15 protein-coding genes are annotated in these 17,729 nt (G+C 71.1%); 12 read left to right on the top strand and 3 right to left on the bottom strand.

The features are described 5' to 3' along the window. Positions 1–160 precede the first annotated feature (160 nt). From NP064_RS08290 to NP064_RS08265, 6 genes are all read left to right on the top strand, one after another. A complete protein-coding gene (locus NP064_RS08290; protein ID WP_227569162.1) occupies positions 161–643 on the top strand; it encodes a heme-degrading domain-containing protein in 483 nt (160 codons plus the stop codon). A 190-nt stretch (positions 644–833) separates the two neighbouring features. Next, positions 834–1,946, top strand: a complete 1,113-nt coding sequence (locus NP064_RS08285) for a carboxylate-amine ligase (protein ID WP_227569161.1) — start codon at positions 834–836, stop codon at positions 1,944–1,946. An 8-nt stretch (positions 1,947–1,954) separates the two neighbouring features. Next, positions 1,955–2,827 (top strand): putative protein N(5)-glutamine methyltransferase, encoded by an 873-nt coding sequence (locus tag NP064_RS08280; protein ID WP_227569160.1) that lies wholly within the window; start codon positions 1,955–1,957, stop codon positions 2,825–2,827. 70 nt (positions 2,828–2,897) lie between these two features. Continuing rightward, positions 2,898–5,078 carry an ABC transporter ATP-binding protein gene (locus tag NP064_RS08275; RefSeq protein ID WP_227569159.1) on the top strand — a complete coding sequence of 727 codons (2,181 nt, stop codon included), beginning with the start codon at positions 2,898–2,900 and terminating at the stop codon, positions 5,076–5,078. Positions 5,079–5,187: 109 nt separating this feature from the next. Then, the gene (locus NP064_RS08270; protein ID WP_227569158.1) at positions 5,188–5,688 is read left to right on the top strand and encodes a hypothetical protein; all 501 of its coding nucleotides are present in this window, start codon (positions 5,188–5,190) and stop codon (positions 5,686–5,688) included. A gap of 205 nt (positions 5,689–5,893) precedes the next feature. Beyond that, on the top strand, positions 5,894–6,238 hold the full coding sequence (locus NP064_RS08265) for an RNA polymerase-binding protein RbpA (protein WP_066588806.1): 345 nt from the start codon (positions 5,894–5,896) through the stop codon (positions 6,236–6,238). Positions 6,239–6,304: 66 nt separating this feature from the next. Here the strand turns inward: NP064_RS08265 and NP064_RS08260 are convergent, their stop codons facing one another. The 3 genes from NP064_RS08260 to NP064_RS08250 form a co-directional block, all read right to left on the bottom strand. Continuing rightward, the gene (locus NP064_RS08260) at positions 6,305–7,096 is read right to left on the bottom strand and encodes a polyprenol monophosphomannose synthase (protein WP_227569157.1); all 792 of its coding nucleotides are present in this window, start codon (positions 7,094–7,096) and stop codon (positions 6,305–6,307) included. Next, positions 7,093–8,658, bottom strand: coding sequence for an apolipoprotein N-acyltransferase (gene lnt, locus NP064_RS08255; protein WP_227569156.1), 1,566 nt, complete (start codon positions 8,656–8,658; stop codon positions 7,093–7,095). The genes NP064_RS08260 and lnt overlap by 4 nt, the downstream gene beginning before the upstream one ends. Before the next feature lie 451 nt (positions 8,659–9,109). Continuing rightward, on the bottom strand, positions 9,110–9,751 hold the full coding sequence (locus NP064_RS08250; RefSeq protein WP_227584416.1) for a shikimate kinase: 642 nt from the start codon (positions 9,749–9,751) through the stop codon (positions 9,110–9,112). Positions 9,752–9,953: 202 nt separating this feature from the next. Between NP064_RS08250 and NP064_RS08245 the strand changes: the two genes are divergently transcribed. From NP064_RS08245 to NP064_RS08220, 6 genes are all read left to right on the top strand, one after another. After that, the gene (locus NP064_RS08245) at positions 9,954–10,637 is read left to right on the top strand and encodes a TetR/AcrR family transcriptional regulator (protein ID WP_227569154.1); all 684 of its coding nucleotides are present in this window, start codon (positions 9,954–9,956) and stop codon (positions 10,635–10,637) included. A gap of 345 nt (positions 10,638–10,982) precedes the next feature. Next, positions 10,983–12,239, top strand: a complete 1,257-nt coding sequence (locus NP064_RS08240; RefSeq protein WP_227569153.1) for an MFS transporter — start codon at positions 10,983–10,985, stop codon at positions 12,237–12,239. Positions 12,240–12,401: 162 nt separating this feature from the next. After that, positions 12,402–13,676: an MFS transporter gene (locus NP064_RS08235; RefSeq protein WP_227569152.1), complete on the top strand. Its 1,275-nt coding sequence runs from the start codon at positions 12,402–12,404 to the stop codon at positions 13,674–13,676. Between the two features lie 302 nt (positions 13,677–13,978). After that, positions 13,979–15,154 carry an acyl-CoA dehydrogenase family protein gene (locus NP064_RS08230; RefSeq protein WP_227569151.1) on the top strand — a complete coding sequence of 392 codons (1,176 nt, stop codon included), beginning with the start codon at positions 13,979–13,981 and terminating at the stop codon, positions 15,152–15,154. Between the two features lie 108 nt (positions 15,155–15,262). Next, on the top strand, positions 15,263–16,483 hold the full coding sequence (locus tag NP064_RS08225) for a CaiB/BaiF CoA transferase family protein (protein WP_227569150.1): 1,221 nt from the start codon (positions 15,263–15,265) through the stop codon (positions 16,481–16,483). A 76-nt stretch (positions 16,484–16,559) separates the two neighbouring features. After that, positions 16,560–17,693: an acyl-CoA dehydrogenase family protein gene (locus NP064_RS08220; protein WP_227569195.1), complete on the top strand. Its 1,134-nt coding sequence runs from the start codon at positions 16,560–16,562 to the stop codon at positions 17,691–17,693. Positions 17,694–17,729 lie beyond the last annotated feature (36 nt).

Genomic DNA, 17,729 nt, shown 5'->3' with positions numbered 1-17,729 from the left:
CATCGGTCGGTCGTCGGCGACGTGCGAGAGGTCTGGTTCTACCGCGCGGGGGCGCGCGGGGCAACGCTCGCGCCACGGCGACCCGCACGAACTACTAGGGCTGCCCGGGCGTCCCGCGTGCCCGCTCGACTGCGATGGCTGGCGCGGCCATGATCGAGGGATGAGCCTGACAACGAATCTCGAGCTGGTGCAACTCGTCGCGACGCTCGAGGAGCAGGAGCGGACGCTGGTCTTCACGCGTTTCGACAACGACGACGCCTGGCGGCTGGGGTGCCTCCTGGTCGAGATCGCACAGGAGCGCTCGCTGCCGGTGACGATCGACGTGCGCCGTGGCCGCCACCAGCTGTTCCACGCCTCGTTGCCGGGGACCACGCCTGACAACGACACCTGGGTGGACCGCAAGGTGCGCGTGACGGAGCGGTTCGGGGCGTCGTCGTACCTGGTGGGGACGCGGGCGCGGGCGGACGGCACGACGTTCGCCGAGCAGCACGACCTGCCGGTGCAGCGCTACGCGGCGCACGGGGGCTGCTTCCCGGTGCGGGTCAAGGACGTGGGTCCGGTCGGCACGGTGACGGTCTCGGGCCTCCCGCAGGGCGATGACCACGACCTCGTCGTCGAGGCGATCACCACGTTCTTGTCCTGACGGCCCCGCCCCCCCACCGCGCGCCCGAATTGCGCCGTCGCTCCCGGGCTGCCCGACCACAGCGCCAGCAGCGCGTGGGAGGTGGCGACGGTTGTGCGCCCGTTGGTAAAGGAAATGCCAATAATGGACAATATGTCAGTAAAGTAATATCCGGCGCGACAGGGGCGCGCACTCCCTCCACACTGTGGTGGTGCGCCGCATAGGGATTGAAGAAGAGTTCCTGCTCGTGTCTCCCGACGGGACGCTGCGTGCTGTCGCGGCCCCGGCGCTGCAGCACGCAGCGGCCCATGCCGCCGACGAGTCGGTCGACGACCCGCCAGGAGGGCGCCTGGAGAAGGAGTTCACGCAGGAGCAGGTCGAGACGTCCACCCGGCCGCGCTCCACCGTGACCGACATCCTGGCCGAGGTCCGCGCAGGCCGCGCCCGGGCCGACGCCTCCGCGCAGCACGTGGGGGCGCGCGTCGTCGCGCTGGGCACGGCGCCCACCGGCGGGGATCCCACCGTCATCGTGAACCAGCGCGCCCGCGCCATCCGCGACGAGTTCGGCGAGATCGCGCGCGAGCAGCTGACGTGCGGATGCCACATCCACGTCGAGGTCGCCGACGACGAGGAGGGGGTCCGGGTCATCGACCACCTCCGCCGCTGGACGCCACTGCTCCTCGCGTTGAGCGCGAACAGCCCCTACTGGCACGGCGAGGACACGGCCTACGCGAGCTACCGCTCCCAGGTCTGGGGGCGGTGGCCCACCGCCGGGCCCACTGGGCCGTTCGGCGACGCCGCCACCTACCACGCGCTGGTCGACGACCTGGTCTCGAGCGGGACGATCCTCGACCCCGGGATGGTCTACTTCGACGCCCGCCTCTCCCCCGCCTACCCCACCGTCGAGGTCCGCGTGCCCGACGTGTGCCTCGACGCCGCCGACGCCGTCCTCCAAGGCGTGCTGGTGCGGGCCCTCGCCGACACCGCGCTCGACGCCTCGCTCTCCGGCGGCGCGGCGCTGGGGCCGGAGCCGCGGACGGAGGCGCTGCGCCTGGCGGCCTGGCGGGCGGCGCGGTCTGGCCTCACGGGCGACCTGCTGAGCCCTGCCACGCTGCGCCCGATCCCCGCCGTCGAGGCGGTCCAGGTGCTGCTCGACCACGTCGGGCCGGCGCTGGACGCCGCCGGGGACCGGGAATGGGTCGCCGCCCAGTTCGACGAGGTGCTGCGCCGCGGCAACGGCGCCATGCGGCAGCGCGGGTGGCGCCTCGACGGCGCCGACGACCAGGAGCTCGTGCAGCGCGCGGTCGACGCCACCCATGCCTGAGGACACCCATGCCTGAGGACCCGCTCGCCGTCTCACCGCCCACGGCGGCGGAAGCGTCGGGCGCGGACGGCTGGCCACCCGCGTCCGAGCTCGTGGCCGCGCTCAGGGCCGCCGGGTGCGTCTTCGCCGAGGACGAGGCCGCCCTGCTGCGCGCCGAGGCCCGGTCGCCCGTCCACCTGGCCGAGCTCACCGCCCGACGGGTCGAGGGCGCCCCGCTCGAGCACGTCCTCGGATGGGCCTCCTTCCTCGGCCACCGGGTGCTCGTGCACCCGGGCGTCTTCGTCCCCCGCCGCCGCACCGAGCTCCTCGTGGAGCTGGCCCTCGCCGCGCTCGCGGCACGGGGAGCCCTGCGGCCCGCTCGGGTCGTGGACCTGTGCTGCGGGTCGGGCGCCGTCGGGATGGCTGTGGCGTCCGCACGGCCGGCGATCGAGCTGCACGCGATCGACATCGACCCCGCCGCCGTGCGGTGCGCGCGGCAGAACATCCCGCCGCCGGCCGGCCGCGTCTACCAGGGCGACCTCGACGGGCCCTTGCCCACGCGGCTGCGCGGAGCGGTCGACGTCCTCACCGCCAACGCCCCCTACGTGCCCACGCGGGCTCTGCGCCTGATGCCCCCGGAGGCGCGCCAGCACGAGCCGAGGGCCGCTCTGGACGGCGGGCCGGAAGGGCTCGACCTGCTGCTGCGGGTGGCCGCCCTCGCGCCACGATGGCTCGCCCCTGGCGGCGAGGTCCTCATGGAGGCGGGCAGCGCGCAGGCCCCGACGCTGCTCGAGGCCCTGGGCCGTGCCGGGCTGTCGCCCTCGCTCGTGCAAGACCCGGACCGCGAGGCGACCGTCGTGCGCGGCGCGCTGGCACAGGGGGACCGGTCCTCACTCCCCTGATGGGCCCGCGCCCGGCCGAAGCGTGCGCGCCTGTGCTCGTCGACGCGCACGCGGGGGCCAGACTGGGCGTATGACCGGTCCGACTCCCCCGCAGCACTCTGTCCCACCGGCGCCGTCGGACCCGCCCTCCCACCTGCTGGCCGCCGACTCCCCTGCTGAGGCTCCAGCCGCCCCCTCGCCGAGGGCGGGCACGCCCGCCAACCCCAGCTCCTCGGGCGCCCTGCTGCGCCGGATCGGCGCGCTGTTGACGCCCTACCGGGGAGCGCTCGCCCTGGTGGTGCTGTCGATCCTGGTCGGCGCCGGGCTCGGCATCATCACGCCCTTCCTGACCCAGCGGGTGTTCGACGACGCGCTGTTCCCCGCGTCTGGCGTGGTGGACCTGCGGCTGCTGCTGTGGCTCGTCGGCGCGATGATCCTCGTGCCGCTGCTCAGCTCGGCGATCGGCGTGGGGCAGACCTACCTCACCACCAAGGTCGGCAACCTCGCGATGGCGGACCTGCGAGGGCGGCTGTTCGCCCATCTCGAGCGCATGGAGCTGGCCTTCTTCACCGCCACGAAGACGGGCTCGATCCAGTCGCGTCTCGCGAACGACGTGGGCGGCGTGCGGTCGGTGCTCACCACCACCGCCTCCTCGATCCTGTCCAACGTCGTGACGGTGATCGCCTCGCTCGTCGCGATGCTGCTGCTGAGCTGGCAGCTGACGATCGTCGCCGTCGCGCTCCTGCCCGTGTTCGTGGTGATGCAACGCCGCGTGGGCGCCCGCAGGCAGCTGATCGCGCGTGCCACCCAGGAGTCGCTCGCCGACATGACGGCGATCACCGAGGAGGCGCTGAGCGTCTCCGGGGTGCTGCTGACCAAGGTGTTCAACCGCTCCGACGCGGAGATCGCCCGGTACCGCGAGGAGAACGACCGCCAGGTGGTGCTCCAGGTCCGGCAGGCGATGGCCGGCCAGGGGTTCTTCGGGGTGGTCAACGCCTTCATGGCGATCACCCCCGCCCTGGTGTACCTGGCCGCCGGGTACATGATCACGGGCGGCGCCGGGGCGGGCGCGCTGACCGCGGGCACCCTCGTCGCGTTCTCGACGCTCCAGGCGCGGCTGCTGATGCCGGTCGTGTCGTTGATGCGAGTCGCCCTCGACGTGCAGACCTCGCTCGCCTTGTTCCGGCGGATCTTCGAGTACCTCGACATGGAGCCCGCGATCGGCGACCGCCCAGGCGCGGTCGCGCTCGACCCGGCCACCACGCAGGGACGCGTCTCGTTCGAGCAGGTGTGGTTCCGTTACCCGTCTCCACCGCAGCTCCAGGAGCCCGCCCCTGTCGCGTCCCCGGGCCGCGGGTCGGGCATGGGCGGTGGCATGCGGGGGGCCATGATGGGCTTCGGCGTGCCGAGCGCTGGCCACGGGGGTGGCGGGATGCCGCGCGGCCTGCCGCGGCCGGCGCCGCGGGACAACCGCCGCACGGCAGCGGGCGCCAGCACGACCGGCCGCCGCGCCTGGGCGGTGCGCGACGTGTCGATCGAGGTCGAGCCGGGCCAGCTCGCCGCGTTCGTCGGCCCGTCCGGGGCGGGGAAGACCACGTTGAGCCACCTGGTGCCGAGGCTGTACGAGGTCGACCGGGGCGCGGTGCGGATCGACGGCCACGACATCCGGGACGTCACGTTGTCGAGCCTGGCCGACACCGTCGGCGTAGTGACCCAGGACCCCTACCTCTTCCACGCGACGATCGCCCAGAACCTGCGGTACGCCCGACCCGACGCCACCGACGCCGAGCTCGAGGAGGCCTGCCGCGCGGCCAACATTCATGACCGCATCGTCTCCTTCGAGTCCGGGTACGACACCGTCGTCGGCGAGCGGGGCTACCGCCTCTCGGGTGGGGAGAAGCAGCGCGTCGCGATCGCGAGAGTGCTCCTCAAGGACCCGCGGATCCTCATCCTCGACGAGGCCACGTCGGCCCTCGACACCTCCTCCGAGCGGCTCGTGCAGGACGCGCTGGCGCGTGTCCTCAAGCGCCGCACCACGTTGGCGATCGCGCACCGCCTCTCCACGATCATCGACGCGGACGTCATCTTCGTGGTGGACGACGGGAGGGTCGTCGAGCGCGGCACGCACCAGCAGCTCGTCGCCGCGCCCGACGGCCTGTACGCCCGCCTGTACGCGGAGCAGTTCGGCGGGGGGCGCGTCCAGGCCCGGTTCAGCGACGGGGTGATGTTCACCGACGGGGTCGTGCTCACCCAGCCGGCGCGGCAGGAGTGAGCGGCCCGCCGCGGGCCGTCCACCCTCGGTCCCGGAGCGCGGCGGGGTCGTCAACAGCCCCGTAGCCACGCTGGCGGAACGCGTCAGGGCCGACGCGAACGGTGGCCGCATGACGAACGATCACGATGCTCCCGAGCCCCGGCCCCACCCGCCCACCCCGTCGGACGACCCGTTCCACTACGGGCTCCCCTCGCCAGGCCGCCATGCGGAGGAGGTCGGTCCCCCGGACCCCTCAGACGCCGCTCTCCTCGAGGCGCTGCTCGGCGCCCTGGGCGGCCGACGCGGCGGGCCGGCGGCCCTGTGGTTCCTGGTGCTCGACGCCGAGGACCGGCCGCTGCCCGTCGTGCTCCCCATCGAGCACGCGACCATCGCGCCGTCCCGGACGGTCGGCCTGCTGCTCGTGCGGGTCCTGGCCTCCGTGGTCGAGCACGCGGCGCCAGGCGGTTCGGTCGTGATCGGGTACGTCCGCGACGAGGGCGGCGCCGACGGCGCCTTCGAGCGAGGGTGGTCGCACCTGCTGCGCGCGCTGGCCGCCCACGAAGGGCTCAGGATCCGCGCGGAGGTGGCCGTCGGACCCCGCCGGGCAGGGGTGGTGCGCGGGCGGTGGTGAGCCCGCGCTATGCTGTGTGGCTGGTCACAGCGCCGTTCTCCCGCAGCCTCCCGAAAAGGTGACGGACAGGCGGGAAACCCCTCACATCGGGCCCCAAGCTCGTCGCGCGTTCACGAGACCTTCACGGCACTATGGAACACCAGGGCCGGGTCGGGCGTTGTGCCCTGCGGAAGAGTTTCATCAGGCAACGGCACGGAGGTCCCAGATGTCGAACCGGTCCCTGCGCGGAATGCGCATCGGTTCACACAGCATGGAGACAGAGGACGGCGTCGACTTCGCGCCCCGTCTCCAGGCGCACTACGACTGCCCCAACGGGCACACCATCATCCTGCCCTTCTCTGTCGAGGCGGACGTCCCGGTCACCTGGGAGTGCCGTTGCGGCGAGGAGGCGCTTCTGCGCGACGCCTCGAAGCCTGAGCCCAAGGGCGGCAAGCCGCCGCGCACCCACTGGGACATGCTGCTCGAGCGCCGCACTGTCAAGGAGCTCGAGGAACTGCTCGACGAGCGGCTTGACCTGCTCCGCGCCGGGAAGCTGCGCCGCAGCGCCTGACGCTCCCCAGCATGACGACGGGCGCCGGTCCATGTGGACCGGCGCCCGTCGTCATGCTCGGGGCCTCTAGGGCTTCGCGGGCCGCAGGGCTCGGCGGAGGGCCGAGCGCACCTGCTGGAGCCGGTGCTGCGCGCCCCACACCGTGACCTTGCCCAGCGCCTCGAGCACGATGTCCCGGCTCATCTTGGACTCGCCCAACTCGCGCTCGACGAACGTGATCGGCACTTCCACGGCGATGCCGCCGGCGCGGATCACCCGCCAGGCCATGTCCACCTGGAAGCAGTAGCCGTGCGACTCGACCTCGTCGAGCGGCAGCCTGCCCAGCATCGGTGCGCGGTACGCGCGGAACCCCCCGGTGGCATCTCGCAACGGCAGGCCGAGCACGAGCCGCGTGTACGTGTTGCCGCCCCGCGAGAGCAGCTGCCGGCTGAGCGGCCAGTTCACCACCGCGCCCCCCGGCACCCATCGCGAGCCGAGCACCAGGTCGGCGCCGTCGACCGCGGCGAGCAGCGCGGGCAGGTCCTCGGCGCGGTGCGAGCCGTCGGCGTCCATCTCCACGATGACGTCGTAGCCGCGCTCGAGCGCCCACCGGAACCCGGCGACGTACGCCGTGCCGAGCCCTTGCTTGTCCGCCCGATGCATGACGTGCACCGCGACGCGACCGTGGCGCTCGGCGTCCTCCGCGGCGATCGCCTCCGCGATCTCGCCGGTGCCGTCGGGCGACCCGTCGTCCACCACCAGCACGTCGACCGCGGGCGCGTGCTCCCGCAGCCGCGCCAGGGCGCCGGGAAGGGTGGCGCGCTCGTCATAGGTGGGGACCACCACGAGGACTCTGGGCGGCTGGAGTTCGGACGTCATCGTGCTCCCTCGGGGCGGTCGTCGCGCCGGATGCGACGCGCACCGGCCATCCCGGTGACGACGACGCACACAGCCAGAGCGTCAGCGATCCACGCGGGCCAGCCGCCGAGCCGGGCGGCTGGCGTGAGGGAGTCGCGCAGCGGCAGCGTAGCGATGAGCTGGTCCGCCGTGAAGAGGCCCGTCTGCTGGGTGACCGCGCCGTTGGGCGCGATGACGGCGCTGACCCCCACCGTGGAGATCTGCACAGTCGCCCGTCCGAGCTCGACCGCGCGCAGCCGGGACATGGCCAGCTGCTGGGTGGACTCGGCGGTGTAGCCGAAGCTCGCGTTGTTCGTCTGCACGACGATGACCTCGGCGCCGGCCCGCACCGCGTCCCGGACGAGGCTGTCGTAGGCGACCTCGAAGCAGATCACGTCGCCCACCAGGACCGTGCGGTCGAGACGCGGCGACTCCACGGGCACCACGCCCACCTCCGTGCCCGCGACCATGTCCGTGGTGACCAGGTCCACAGCCGGGGAGAACGTGCGGAAGAACTCCCGCATCGGGATGTACTCGGCGAACGGCGCCGGGTGCTGCTTGGAGTACTCGGCGACGACGCCGACGCCGGGCTCCCAGAGCACCGCGGTGTTGTAGCGGCCGCCGGTGGGCGGGTACTCGACTGTGCCCACCAGTATCGGGGCGTCCACGGCGCGGGCGGCGTCGTCGATGAGCGCCGCTGCCTCCGCGTCGACCTGCGGGTCGATGTCCGTGCCGTTCTCCGGCCACACGACCAGGTCCAGCTGGCCGGGCTCGACGCGCTCGAGCAGCGCGTGCGTGCCGGCGATGTGGTTGTCGAGAACCTCGCGGCGCTGGGCGAAGGCCTCCAGCCCGGGGGTCGGCACGTTGCCCTGCACGGCGCCCACGCGCAGCTCCCCGGTCTGTGCGCGGCTGTCGAGCGGGATGAGCGCCCCCGCTGCGACCAGGACGACGGCCACTACTCCACGCAGGCCCGCGACCCCGATGGCGCCGCTCCGCGCGGCGGTCCAGGACTGGGCCAGCAGCACCCCGACGGCCACGACCACCGCGGTCACCAGCGGCGCCCCGGCGATCGACGCGAAGGCGAGCAGCGGCGAGGACGACTGCGAGAAGGCCAGCCGGCCCCAGGGGAAGCCGCCGAACGGCCACGCCGAGCGCAGCTCCTCCATGGCGACCCACAGGATCACGAAGACGACGAGCTGCAGGCCGGCGCTGCGCCACACCGCGTTCCCCCGGCGTGCCCACGCCCACGCGGCGCCGAGCAGCGCCACATAGCAGGCCTCGACCACGGCCAGCGCGAGCCAGGGCGCCCGCCCGACGGCGAAGTCCGCCCAGGTGATGTGCGGCGCGAAGAACGTCACGCCCCACACGAGCCCGACGAGCGCGTTCCACCAGGCGCTGTCGCGGCGCATCGCGAGGAACAGGGTGGCCACGCCCAGGTACGCCGTGCCCCACCAGCCGACGTCGGGGAATGCGGCCCAGGTGAGGACGCCGCCGACGAGCGCGAGGATCAGCGTCGACCAGCGGGAGGGCTCGCGAAGGGGCACCGAAGCAGGGTACGTCAGCGCATCATCCAGGGCCGACCGGCCCGCGTGTCCTTCGTGCCGGGTGCCGTCGCGTGGCGACGACATCCGTTTTCTACTGAACACGCGGGCCCAGCCGGGTCCTGGTCCGCGGGCGGCGGATCGCGCGTCTCCGCTCGACCGACCGATCATCCGCAGATGCGGAACACCTGCAGAACCTACCGCCTCGGGAAGGGCTGTCAAGCGGGCGACGGTGCTGCTCAGGGGTGTCCGCGCAGGCGGCGGCGCACCCATTTATCCGACATCGGCGGCGCCCACTCGGCGTGTCGCACGGAGTGTCGGCCGGGCCGTCCGGCGTTGCGCCGTCCGGGTGATTCTGCGCGACGGCGGGGCGAGGCGGCTGCCAGGGCCCCCGCGTCACGCCCGGCCGGGCGGTTGGGCGACGTCAGTGCCCGTCAGCGCCCGTCAGTGCCCGTCAGTGCCCGTGCCCGTGGCCGTGCGCGTGCCCGCGTGCCGCCTGCTGGGCCCGGGCCTTGTCACGGGCGGCGACGCGCAGGCGACGCTCGATCTCCCGGGCGACCTCTTGCGGGGTCATTCCGTCGGTGAGGGTGCGCATGGTGGACACCGCCTCGTACACCGGCCGGCGGGCGTCCATGATGTCGCGCCAGCGCTGGTACGGGTCTCCCATGAGCAGCGGCCGCGCCTCGCCCAGGCCCACCCGGGGCGCGGCGTACTCGATCGACACGTCGAGGAAGGTGACGATCCCGCCGCCGCGCGCGTACGCGGCGAGCTCGGCCTGGGTGTCCTCGTGCAGGACGGCTCCGCCGCCGAGGGCGAGGATGCCATCGTGCTCGACGAGGGCGCGCTCGACGGCCTCGTGCTCGAGCCGCCGGAACTCCTCCTCGCCACGGTGCAGGAAGATGTCGGCGATCGTCGTGCCCGCCGTGTCCTCGACATCCTCGTCTGTGTCGCGCAGCGCGACGTCCCAGCGCCGGCCGAGCACGCTGCCGACGGACGTCTTGCCAGATCCCATCGGACCGCACAGCACGAGGAGCGGCCCTCGCTCCGGCGGGGCCACCGGTGCGAGGCGGCGGGAGGGGGCGGGACTGGTGGACATCGGCGGTTCGCCTCCGGTGAGCCCGTCGGTCGACGTCGGGCGCTGGGTGATGTGGACAGCACGGTCGGGTCGATTGTATGGACCAGTTCGTACCCGACGGGGCGAGGAGTCCCGACGCGCCGCATCTGGTCGACTATCGTGCGCAGGACCATATTCGCCGCTCGATCTCGCCGCAGCGCCGTCCACCTGGGGAGCCCGTGACATGACCACAGCCGACGTCGCGCAGTCCCGACGCCAGACCGTGGCAGCACGTCGCGACCCCGAGGGCACCCGACGGCAGATCCTCGAGGCGGCCATCGACGAGTTCTCCGCCAACGGGCTGCTGGCGGGGCGCGTCGACGCGATCGCCGAGCGGACCAACGTCACCAAGCGGATGATCTACTACTACTTCAGCGGCAAGGAGGAGTTGTACGCGGCAGCGTTGCTCCACGCCTACCGGCAGATCCGAGAGACCGAGGTCAATCTCCACCTCGACTCCTTCGAGCCGCAGGAGGCCCTGCGGCTGCTCGTGCGGTCTAACGTGCTGCACCACGAGCAGAACCCGGCGTTCGTCCGCCTGGTCGTCTTCGAGAACACCCTCCCCCAAGGCGCCATCCACCTGATGACGGAGGAGAGCAAGGCCGCCAACCGCACGGCGCTGACGATCATCGACGACATACTGCGGCGTGGTCGCGAGTCCGGGGTGTTCCGCGGCGGGCCAGGCGCCCCGACCGCGCTGGACGTGCAGCAGGTGATATCCGCCCTGGCGTTCCAGCGGGTGGCGAACCGCGCGACGTTCCGGGAGCTGTTCGACCGGGACATGCTGGGCGAGCAGGAGTCCCCCCACGTGCGGACGATGATCGAGGACGTCGTGCTGCGCTTCGTGCTGGCGGATCTGGCCGCCTGACGGCTCCCCACGGGATCGGCGGCGCGCCAGGCGCGCGATCCCGGGCCCGACTGCCGACCGCTATGCGGCGAGCGGTCTCTGACGCTTCGCCTATCCCAGTAGGGACCAAGGGCCCCGTGGCGGGTGATTCGCCGGGGCAACAATGTTCGAACTAGGGAGTCCCTGATCGCCCTACTGCACGGCTCCGCACAGACACCGCACGACGTCGTCGTCCTTTGGTGGAACTGCGGGAACGCGGCAGCCCGAGCGGGGCACTAGGACAGCGGACGGCGCCTCCGGGTTCCGCCCGATGTGCTCTGGCAGTACCTCGTCCCCCCCACGGCACGGCACACCAGGAAGGTCGTCATGCGGAGAAACCCGTACATCCCTACTGCGGGATCGATCTACTTCTACTTCATCCTGTATGGGATGGCCCTCATCATCGTGTCTCAGAACAAGAGCTCGTTGATGGAGATGTGGGGGGCGACGGACGGACAGATCGCGTTCGCCATCTCCGGCGTCGGCATCGGCAAGATCATCGGCCCGGCGTTCGCGGGCTTCGTGTCTGACAAGTTCGGTCGCAAGGCCATGCTGCTGACCTCGCTGCTCATGAGCGTCGTCTACTTCGCCGGCATGGTGAACAGCCCCAACTACAAGGTCGGCTTCGTGCTGTCGGTGTGGTTCGGCCTGGCCAACGCCATCCTCGACGTCGGCGCCTACCCGGCCCTGATGGAGGCGTTCCCGAAGAAGGCCGGTTCGGCCAACCTGCTCGTCAAGGCCGCGATCGCCATCGGCCAGCTCCTGCTCCCGATCCTCGTCGCCGGCGGCCTGTTCTGGAAGACCTCCTTCTACGGCGCGGCCACAGCGATCGGCCTGTGCTTCATCCTCGTCTGCTTCCTCAAGTTCCCGGACCACAAGGCGCTCGCGGCCGAGGCGAAGGCCAAGGCGCTGGCCGTCACCGCGGTCATCGGCGAGAAGGCCGGCGCGAAGATCTGGGTCGAGGGCGCTGCCCTGGTGTTCTTCGGCTTCACCTCGGTCGGCACCTTCTGGCTCGCGCAGAACTCGCTGCCGGGCATGGGCGAGCACATCGCCGGGATGGGCGAGGCTGGCGCCAAGACGCTGGTGTCGCTCTACGCGACCGGTTCGCTGATCGGCGTGTTCACCAACGCGGGCCTGGTGGCCCGCTGGGTCAAGCCCGTGCGTCTGCTGGTCGTCAATCCGATCATCACCACGATCGCCTACGTCCTGCTGCTCACCTCCGACAGCCCGTCCGTGTACCGCGTCTCGTCCTTCCTCGTCGGCTTCTTCGCCGCCGGTGGCCTCTTCCAGCTCACGGTCGTCGTCCTGGCCGAGTTCTTCCCGGCCCGCAAGGGCCTGGTGACCTCGCTCATCGGCCTGGCCTCGGGTGTCGCGGCGTTCCTCCTCCCGTTCCTGACCGGTGTCATCCTCGGCGACGCCGAGGGCGCGGCCCTGGTCGGGCCGTACCGCGGGGTGGTCTGGCTCGGCATCGGTGTGGCCGTGATCTCGGCGCTGCTCGGCGTGCTGGTCAACATCCGCCACCGGATCGTCTTCGGCCACGACGTCGCGGAGATCACCTCGCCCGAGTTGACCGCCGCCAACTGACCGCATCGCTATGAGTACGGACCAGCGGGGTCGACGGCGCAAAAGGGAGCCGTCGGCCGCCGCTGGTCCTACGTCAAGGGCCCCAGCGACCCCATAACTTGGGCAACTGTCCAGGAGAGCCTTTGCCGCTGCCGGGTCACGTTCCAAGTTCGAGAGGCAATCGTGAGGCGCACCCCCTGCATGGCCACGGCCATGGTGATCTACCTCTACTTCATCGTCTACGGCATGGTCGTCATCATCATGTCGCAGCACAGCTCGCACCTTCAGCTCCAGTGGGGAGCCACCGAGGGCCAGGTCCTGCAGGCGATCTCCGGCGTCGGCATCGGCAAGATCATCGGGCCGTCCTTCGCTGGGTTCCTCTCCGACCGGTTCGGCCGGCGCCTGTCGGTGCTGACGGGCCTCGTGATGGTGATGATCTTCCTCGGTGGGCTCTTGGTGAGCCCGAACTGGCAGGTCGGCTTCGCGCTGGCGCTGTTCTTCGGCCTGGCGAACGCGGTCGGCGACACCGGGAACTACCCGACCTTGATGGAGATCTTCCCCAAGGTCGCAGGCAGCGCGAACGTGCTGGTGAAGGCTGCGATCTCCCTGGGCCAGCTGGCGCTGCCGCTCGTGGTGACGGGTGTCGCCGCGGCTGGCATCGCCTGGGGCGCCCCGATGATCGCGCTCATCGTCATCCTGGCGGTCCTGTTCGCCATCCAATTGCGCGCCCCGTTTCCGGACTACCGCGCGCTGGCCGCGGCCCAGCGCGCGGAGCTCGACGCCGCTGCCCAGGCCGCCGAGCGCGCAGCGGCGCCGGCCGCCCGCTCCTGCGTCGGCATTGACGGCGCGGCGCTCGTGTTGTACGGCTTCTGCGCGACCGCGATGTTCTGGCTGGCCCAGAACACGCTGCCGATGCTGGGCGTCCACCTCGCCGGCATGTCGGAGAGCGCCGGGCGCTCGCTCGTGTCGTCGTACTCGATCGGCTCGTTCATCGGGGTGTTCGTCACCGCGACCCTGGTCGCGCGCTTCGTCCGGCCGGTGACGATCCTGTCGGTCAACCCGGTCGTGGCAGGGCTGGCCTACGTGGGCCTGCTGTTGTCGACGAACCCTGGGGCTTTCCATGCCTGTGCCTTCGTGATCGGGTTCTCGGCCGCGGGCGGCCTCTTCCAGCTCACCGTGGTGGTGCTGGCGGAGTTCTTCCCGCTCCGCAAGGGCGTGGTGACCTCCATGGTGGGACTGGCCTCAGGCGCGGCCGCCTTCGCCCTCCCCTACGTGTCCGGCTTGCTCGTGGGCGACGCGAGCAACGCTGTCTCGAGCTACCGCCAGGTGCTCGGCATGGGCGTGGGCGTGGCGGTGGCGGCCGCTCTGTTGGGCCTCTTCGTCCGCTACCGCCACCAACACATCCTGGGGTCCGCGCGCGCTGTCACGGAGCCGCAGGTGGCGCCGCTCGCGTCCTGACGCGGCGACGACCCTCACGTCGATCCCGGGCAGCGGTCCGCTGCCCGGGATCGACGTTGCCGGTTGCCTGTTGCCCGGCCCACGGGGTCGCGCCGACGGTCTAGGGAGGCATCTTCCCGGCGTGCGAGGACCTTGGTCCCGTCGTGAGGTCGAGCGTGGCTGCAGACTGGACATGCTTTGTACGAACCAGTGAGTTCCTACAGGCGATATCGAGGCCGTCCCGCCGTCACCGCTGACGAGACGACCGCCACGAGAGATCCCGCCGTCGGCGGGACGCAGCGCCCCGCCCAAGGAGGATGCCGATGTTGGATCACAAGCCGGTCGACGACGAAGAGTTCCAGGCCTATCTGCAGGAGATCCGCGAGCTGGCCGAAGGCCCGTTCGACGAGATGCAGAAGGAGATCGAGCACACCAACGTCTTCCCCGACGAGTTCTTCGAGCTCGCCAAGAAGCACAACCTGTACCGGTTCTACATGCCCGTCGAGCACGGCGGCTGGGGTCTGTCGACCAAGCAGATCTTCCAGGTCCAGGAGGAGTTCTCGCGCGGCCCCGGCGGCATGCGCATGCACCTGCACCACGCTGCCGGTCTCAACTGGCGCATCATGGACGACTTCGGCCAGGACGAGCTCAAGAGCTGGGCCATGCCCCGCTTCCAGGACAAGACCCTCTTCGTCAACTTCGCGCTGACCGAGGAGGAGGCCGGCTCCGGCGCCGACATCAAGACGACGGCGGTCCGCGACGGCGACGAGTGGGTCATCAACGGCGAGAAGACCCTCATCTCGCACACGGACTGCTCCGACGGCACCTACCTCATCACGCTGACCGACCCCACGGCCGACAAGGACAGCCGCCTCACGGCGTTCTTCGTCCCCACCGACGCTCCGGGCTACGAGATCGTCGAGATGGAGCACATGATGGGCTGCCGTGGCGCCGGCCACGCAGGCCTGCGGTTCACGGACTGCCGGGTGCCCGACAAGTACCGCCTCGGCGAGGTCGGCGAGGGCTACCACGTCGCGATGTTCTCCCTGGGCCTGTCCCGGGCGCACATCGCCGACTCCAACCTCGGCATGGCCCAGCGCATGCTGGAGATCTCGATTGCTCGTGCCAAGGACCGCGTGACCTTCGGCAAGAAGCTGGCCACCCGCCAGGAGATCCAGCACATGATCGCCGAGTCGGGCACGCACATCTACGCGCTGCGCCAGATGGTCCACGACACCGCGGACCGCTACGACCGCGGCGAGGAGGCCGACACCTACGCGGCCATGTGCAAGCTCTTCTCGATCCGCACCGTCAAGCTCGTCTCGGACAACATGCTCGAGATCCTCGGCGGCATCGGCTACTTCGAGAACTGCGCCTACGGCCCGGTCGAGCGCCTGTACCGCGACTGCCGCGCGATGTGGCTCGAGGAGGGCCCCCCCACCGTGCAGCGCATCACGGCCGCGCGTGGGCTCATCGCGAACGACGGATACACCTTCTGATCGTCCGCACCTGATCACCCGCGCTGGCGGGGCCGGGCTCCCCCGGTTCCGGCCCCGCCAGCTCGGGGTGGTTCTCGCTCATCGCACGACTCGAAGGAGAGACACCAGATGCAGCCGTTGGCCGGAGTCAAGGTCGTCGACATGACCGCGTTCCTGGCCGCGCCCACCACCCCCCGGATCATGGGCGAGTGGGGCGCGGACGTCATCAAGGTCGAGCCACCGCGCGGCGACCCGGGCCGGACCCAGGGCACGGTCTTCGGCACGCCCTGCACCGATGACGAGAACCCCGGCTTCGACATGGCGAACATGAACAAGCGGTTCGTCACCGTCGACCTGCGCCAGCCCCGCGGCCGCGAGGTGATGGACCGCCTGCTCGCCGACGCCGACGTCTTCGTGACCAGCACGCGGGTGCGCTCCCTCGCCAAGCTGGGCTACGACTACGACACGCTGCGCGAGCGCTTCCCGCGGCTCGTGATGGCCCAGGTGCTCGGCTTCGGCGAGAACGGGCCCCTCAAGGACGCCGCCGGCTTCGACATGACCACCTACATGTCCCGCGCGGGCGTGCTCGCCACGACCCGCGACTCCAGCAGCCGTCCCATGCTCCCCCCGAGCGGCTACGGGGACTTCCAGGTCTCGTTCGTCCTGCTCGCCGGCGTTCTGGCCGCCCTGCACCAGCGCGAGCAGACCGGCCACGGCGACTACGTCACCGCCAACCTGTTCCACTCGGGCGTCTTCATGCTCAACCAGGCGATGGTCGCCGCCCAGTACGGCGCGACCTACCCGAAGAACCGCCGCGAGGTCATCAACCCCTTCAACAACACGTACCTCGGCTCCGACTCCGGCTTGATGGCCCTGTGCGCCCCCGAGTACGACCGGGACTTCGACAAGGTCATGCGGCTCATCGGACGCGACGACCTCGTCGGCGACCCCGTGCTGGGCGTGTGCACCGCCGTCAACGAGACCGGCCGCAACGGCGAGGTGGTCGACATCCTCGACGAGGCCTTCGCGACGAGGCCCGCCGAGCACTGGCTTGCCCTGTTCGGCGAGCACGACGTGCCGATGGCGAAGTGCCAGCTGCCGCAGGACGTCTACTCCGACCCGCAGGCCATCGCCAACGACGTGCTGCGCACCCTCACCTACCCCAACGGCGCGGAGCGGATGCTGCCGACGAACCCGGTGCGCTTCCGCGGCCAGGGCGACCCGGCATTGCGGCTGTCCCGCCCCCAGGGCGCCGACACCCCCGAGGTTCTGGCCGAACTCGGCTACGACGCGGCCGACATCGCGGCGCTGCTGGCCGAGGGCGCCGTGCACGCGGCCGCCCGGGACTGACCGGCCCGCACCACCCCCAATCCCCCGCCCCATCCCCCGGGGCACGACTTTGCGAGGAGAGTGCGCCGTGGCGCAGATGTACACCGAGGAGCAGGCCGAGCTCATCGAGATGGTCCGCGACTTCATCTGGAAGGAGGTCGCCCCGCACGTCGCCGCGCAGGACGAGGCCGGTGAGGTCCCCGCCGACTTCTACGAGTCCGCGTTCGAGATGGGCCTGCACATGCTGGAGATCCCCGAGGAGTTCGGGGGCGGCGGCCTGGACTTCCAGACCACCGCGATGGTCTTCGAGGAGCTCGGGAAGGTCGACGCCGGCTACGCGATCACCCTGGTCTCGACCTTCGTGGCCCTGCGCAATGTCATCCTCGCGGGGACGCCCGAGCAGGCGAAGCTCTTCGCCGACGTGATCGCCCCGGGAGGGCTGGGCGCGTTCGTGCTGAGCGAGCCCCAGGCCGGCTCCGACGCGGCGGCGATCCGGACCACCGCGGTGCGCGACGGTGACGAGTACGTCCTCAACGGCACCAAGACGTGGATCACCAACGGCGGCATCGCCAAGATCTACGCCGTGCTGGCCAAGACGGACCCGGACGCCGGCCACAAGGGCATCTCCTGCTTCATCGTCGAGACCGACCGTCCCGGCGTGTCCTGGGGCACACACGAGAACAAGTCCGGCCTGCGCACGTCCAACACGTGCGACGTGGTCTTCGACCAGGTGCGCGTCCCGGCCTCCCACCTGGTGGGCGCCGAGGGCGCCGGCTTCGGGATCGCGATGCGCGGCCTGGACTTCTCCCGGGCGTTCATGCCCACGATCTGCGTCGGCATGATGCAGCGCGCCCTCGACGAGGCCGTGAAGTACGCGCAGGAGCGTCGTCAGTTCGGCAAGCGCATCATCGAGTTCGAGCTGGTCCAGAAGCTGCTCGCCGACATGGCGGCGCAGACCGAGGCCGCGCGCTGCCTGGTCCAGAACACCATGCGCCTGATGGACGAGGGCCGGTCCGTGGCCAAGGAGGGCGCCATCACCAAGATGCTCGTCACCGACATGCTGCAGGACGTCGCGAGCAAGGCCATCCAGGTCATGGGCGGCAACGGCTACACCAAGGAGTACCCGGTCGAGAAGATCTTCCGCGACGCCAAGGTCTTCCAGATCATGGAGGGCACCAACGAGATCCAGGCCCTCGTCATCGGCAAGGCCCTCGACCGCGAGTACGCGTAAGTCCGTTCTGCTGGGCACCCGGCAGCGGCCGCGGTG

Origin of the sequence: Cellulomonas chengniuliangii, from assembly GCF_024508335.1 — a bacterium.
Taxonomy (GTDB): Bacteria; Actinomycetota; Actinomycetes; order Actinomycetales; family Cellulomonadaceae; genus Cellulomonas_A; species Cellulomonas_A chengniuliangii.
This window is presented reverse-complemented; position numbering and strand designations above follow the sequence as displayed.

Bases quoted from the DNA above. Each gene is read 5' to 3' on its own strand.
- NP064_RS08290 (WP_227569162.1), top strand. From the start codon at position 161: ATGAGCCTGACAACGAATCTCGAGCTGGTGCAACTCGTCGCGACGCTC.
- NP064_RS08280 (WP_227569160.1), top strand. From the start codon at position 1,955: ATGCCTGAGGACCCGCTCGCCGTCTCACCGCCCACGGCGGCGGAAGCG.
- NP064_RS08275 (WP_227569159.1), top strand. From the start codon at position 2,898: ATGACCGGTCCGACTCCCCCGCAGCACTCTGTCCCACCGGCGCCGTCG.
- NP064_RS08270 (WP_227569158.1), top strand. From the start codon at position 5,188: ATGACGAACGATCACGATGCTCCCGAGCCCCGGCCCCACCCGCCCACC.
- NP064_RS08265 (WP_066588806.1), top strand. From the start codon at position 5,894: ATGTCGAACCGGTCCCTGCGCGGAATGCGCATCGGTTCACACAGCATG.
- NP064_RS08260 (WP_227569157.1), bottom strand. From the start codon at position 7,096: ATGACGTCCGAACTCCAGCCGCCCAGAGTCCTCGTGGTGGTCCCCACC.
- NP064_RS08250 (WP_227584416.1), bottom strand. From the start codon at position 9,751: ATGTCCACCAGTCCCGCCCCCTCCCGCCGCCTCGCACCGGTGGCCCCG.
- NP064_RS08245 (WP_227569154.1), top strand. From the start codon at position 9,954: ATGACCACAGCCGACGTCGCGCAGTCCCGACGCCAGACCGTGGCAGCA.
- NP064_RS08240 (WP_227569153.1), top strand. From the start codon at position 10,983: ATGCGGAGAAACCCGTACATCCCTACTGCGGGATCGATCTACTTCTAC.
- NP064_RS08230 (WP_227569151.1), top strand. From the start codon at position 13,979: ATGTTGGATCACAAGCCGGTCGACGACGAAGAGTTCCAGGCCTATCTG.
- NP064_RS08225 (WP_227569150.1), top strand. From the start codon at position 15,263: ATGCAGCCGTTGGCCGGAGTCAAGGTCGTCGACATGACCGCGTTCCTG.
- NP064_RS08220 (WP_227569195.1), top strand. From the start codon at position 16,560: ATGTACACCGAGGAGCAGGCCGAGCTCATCGAGATGGTCCGCGACTTC.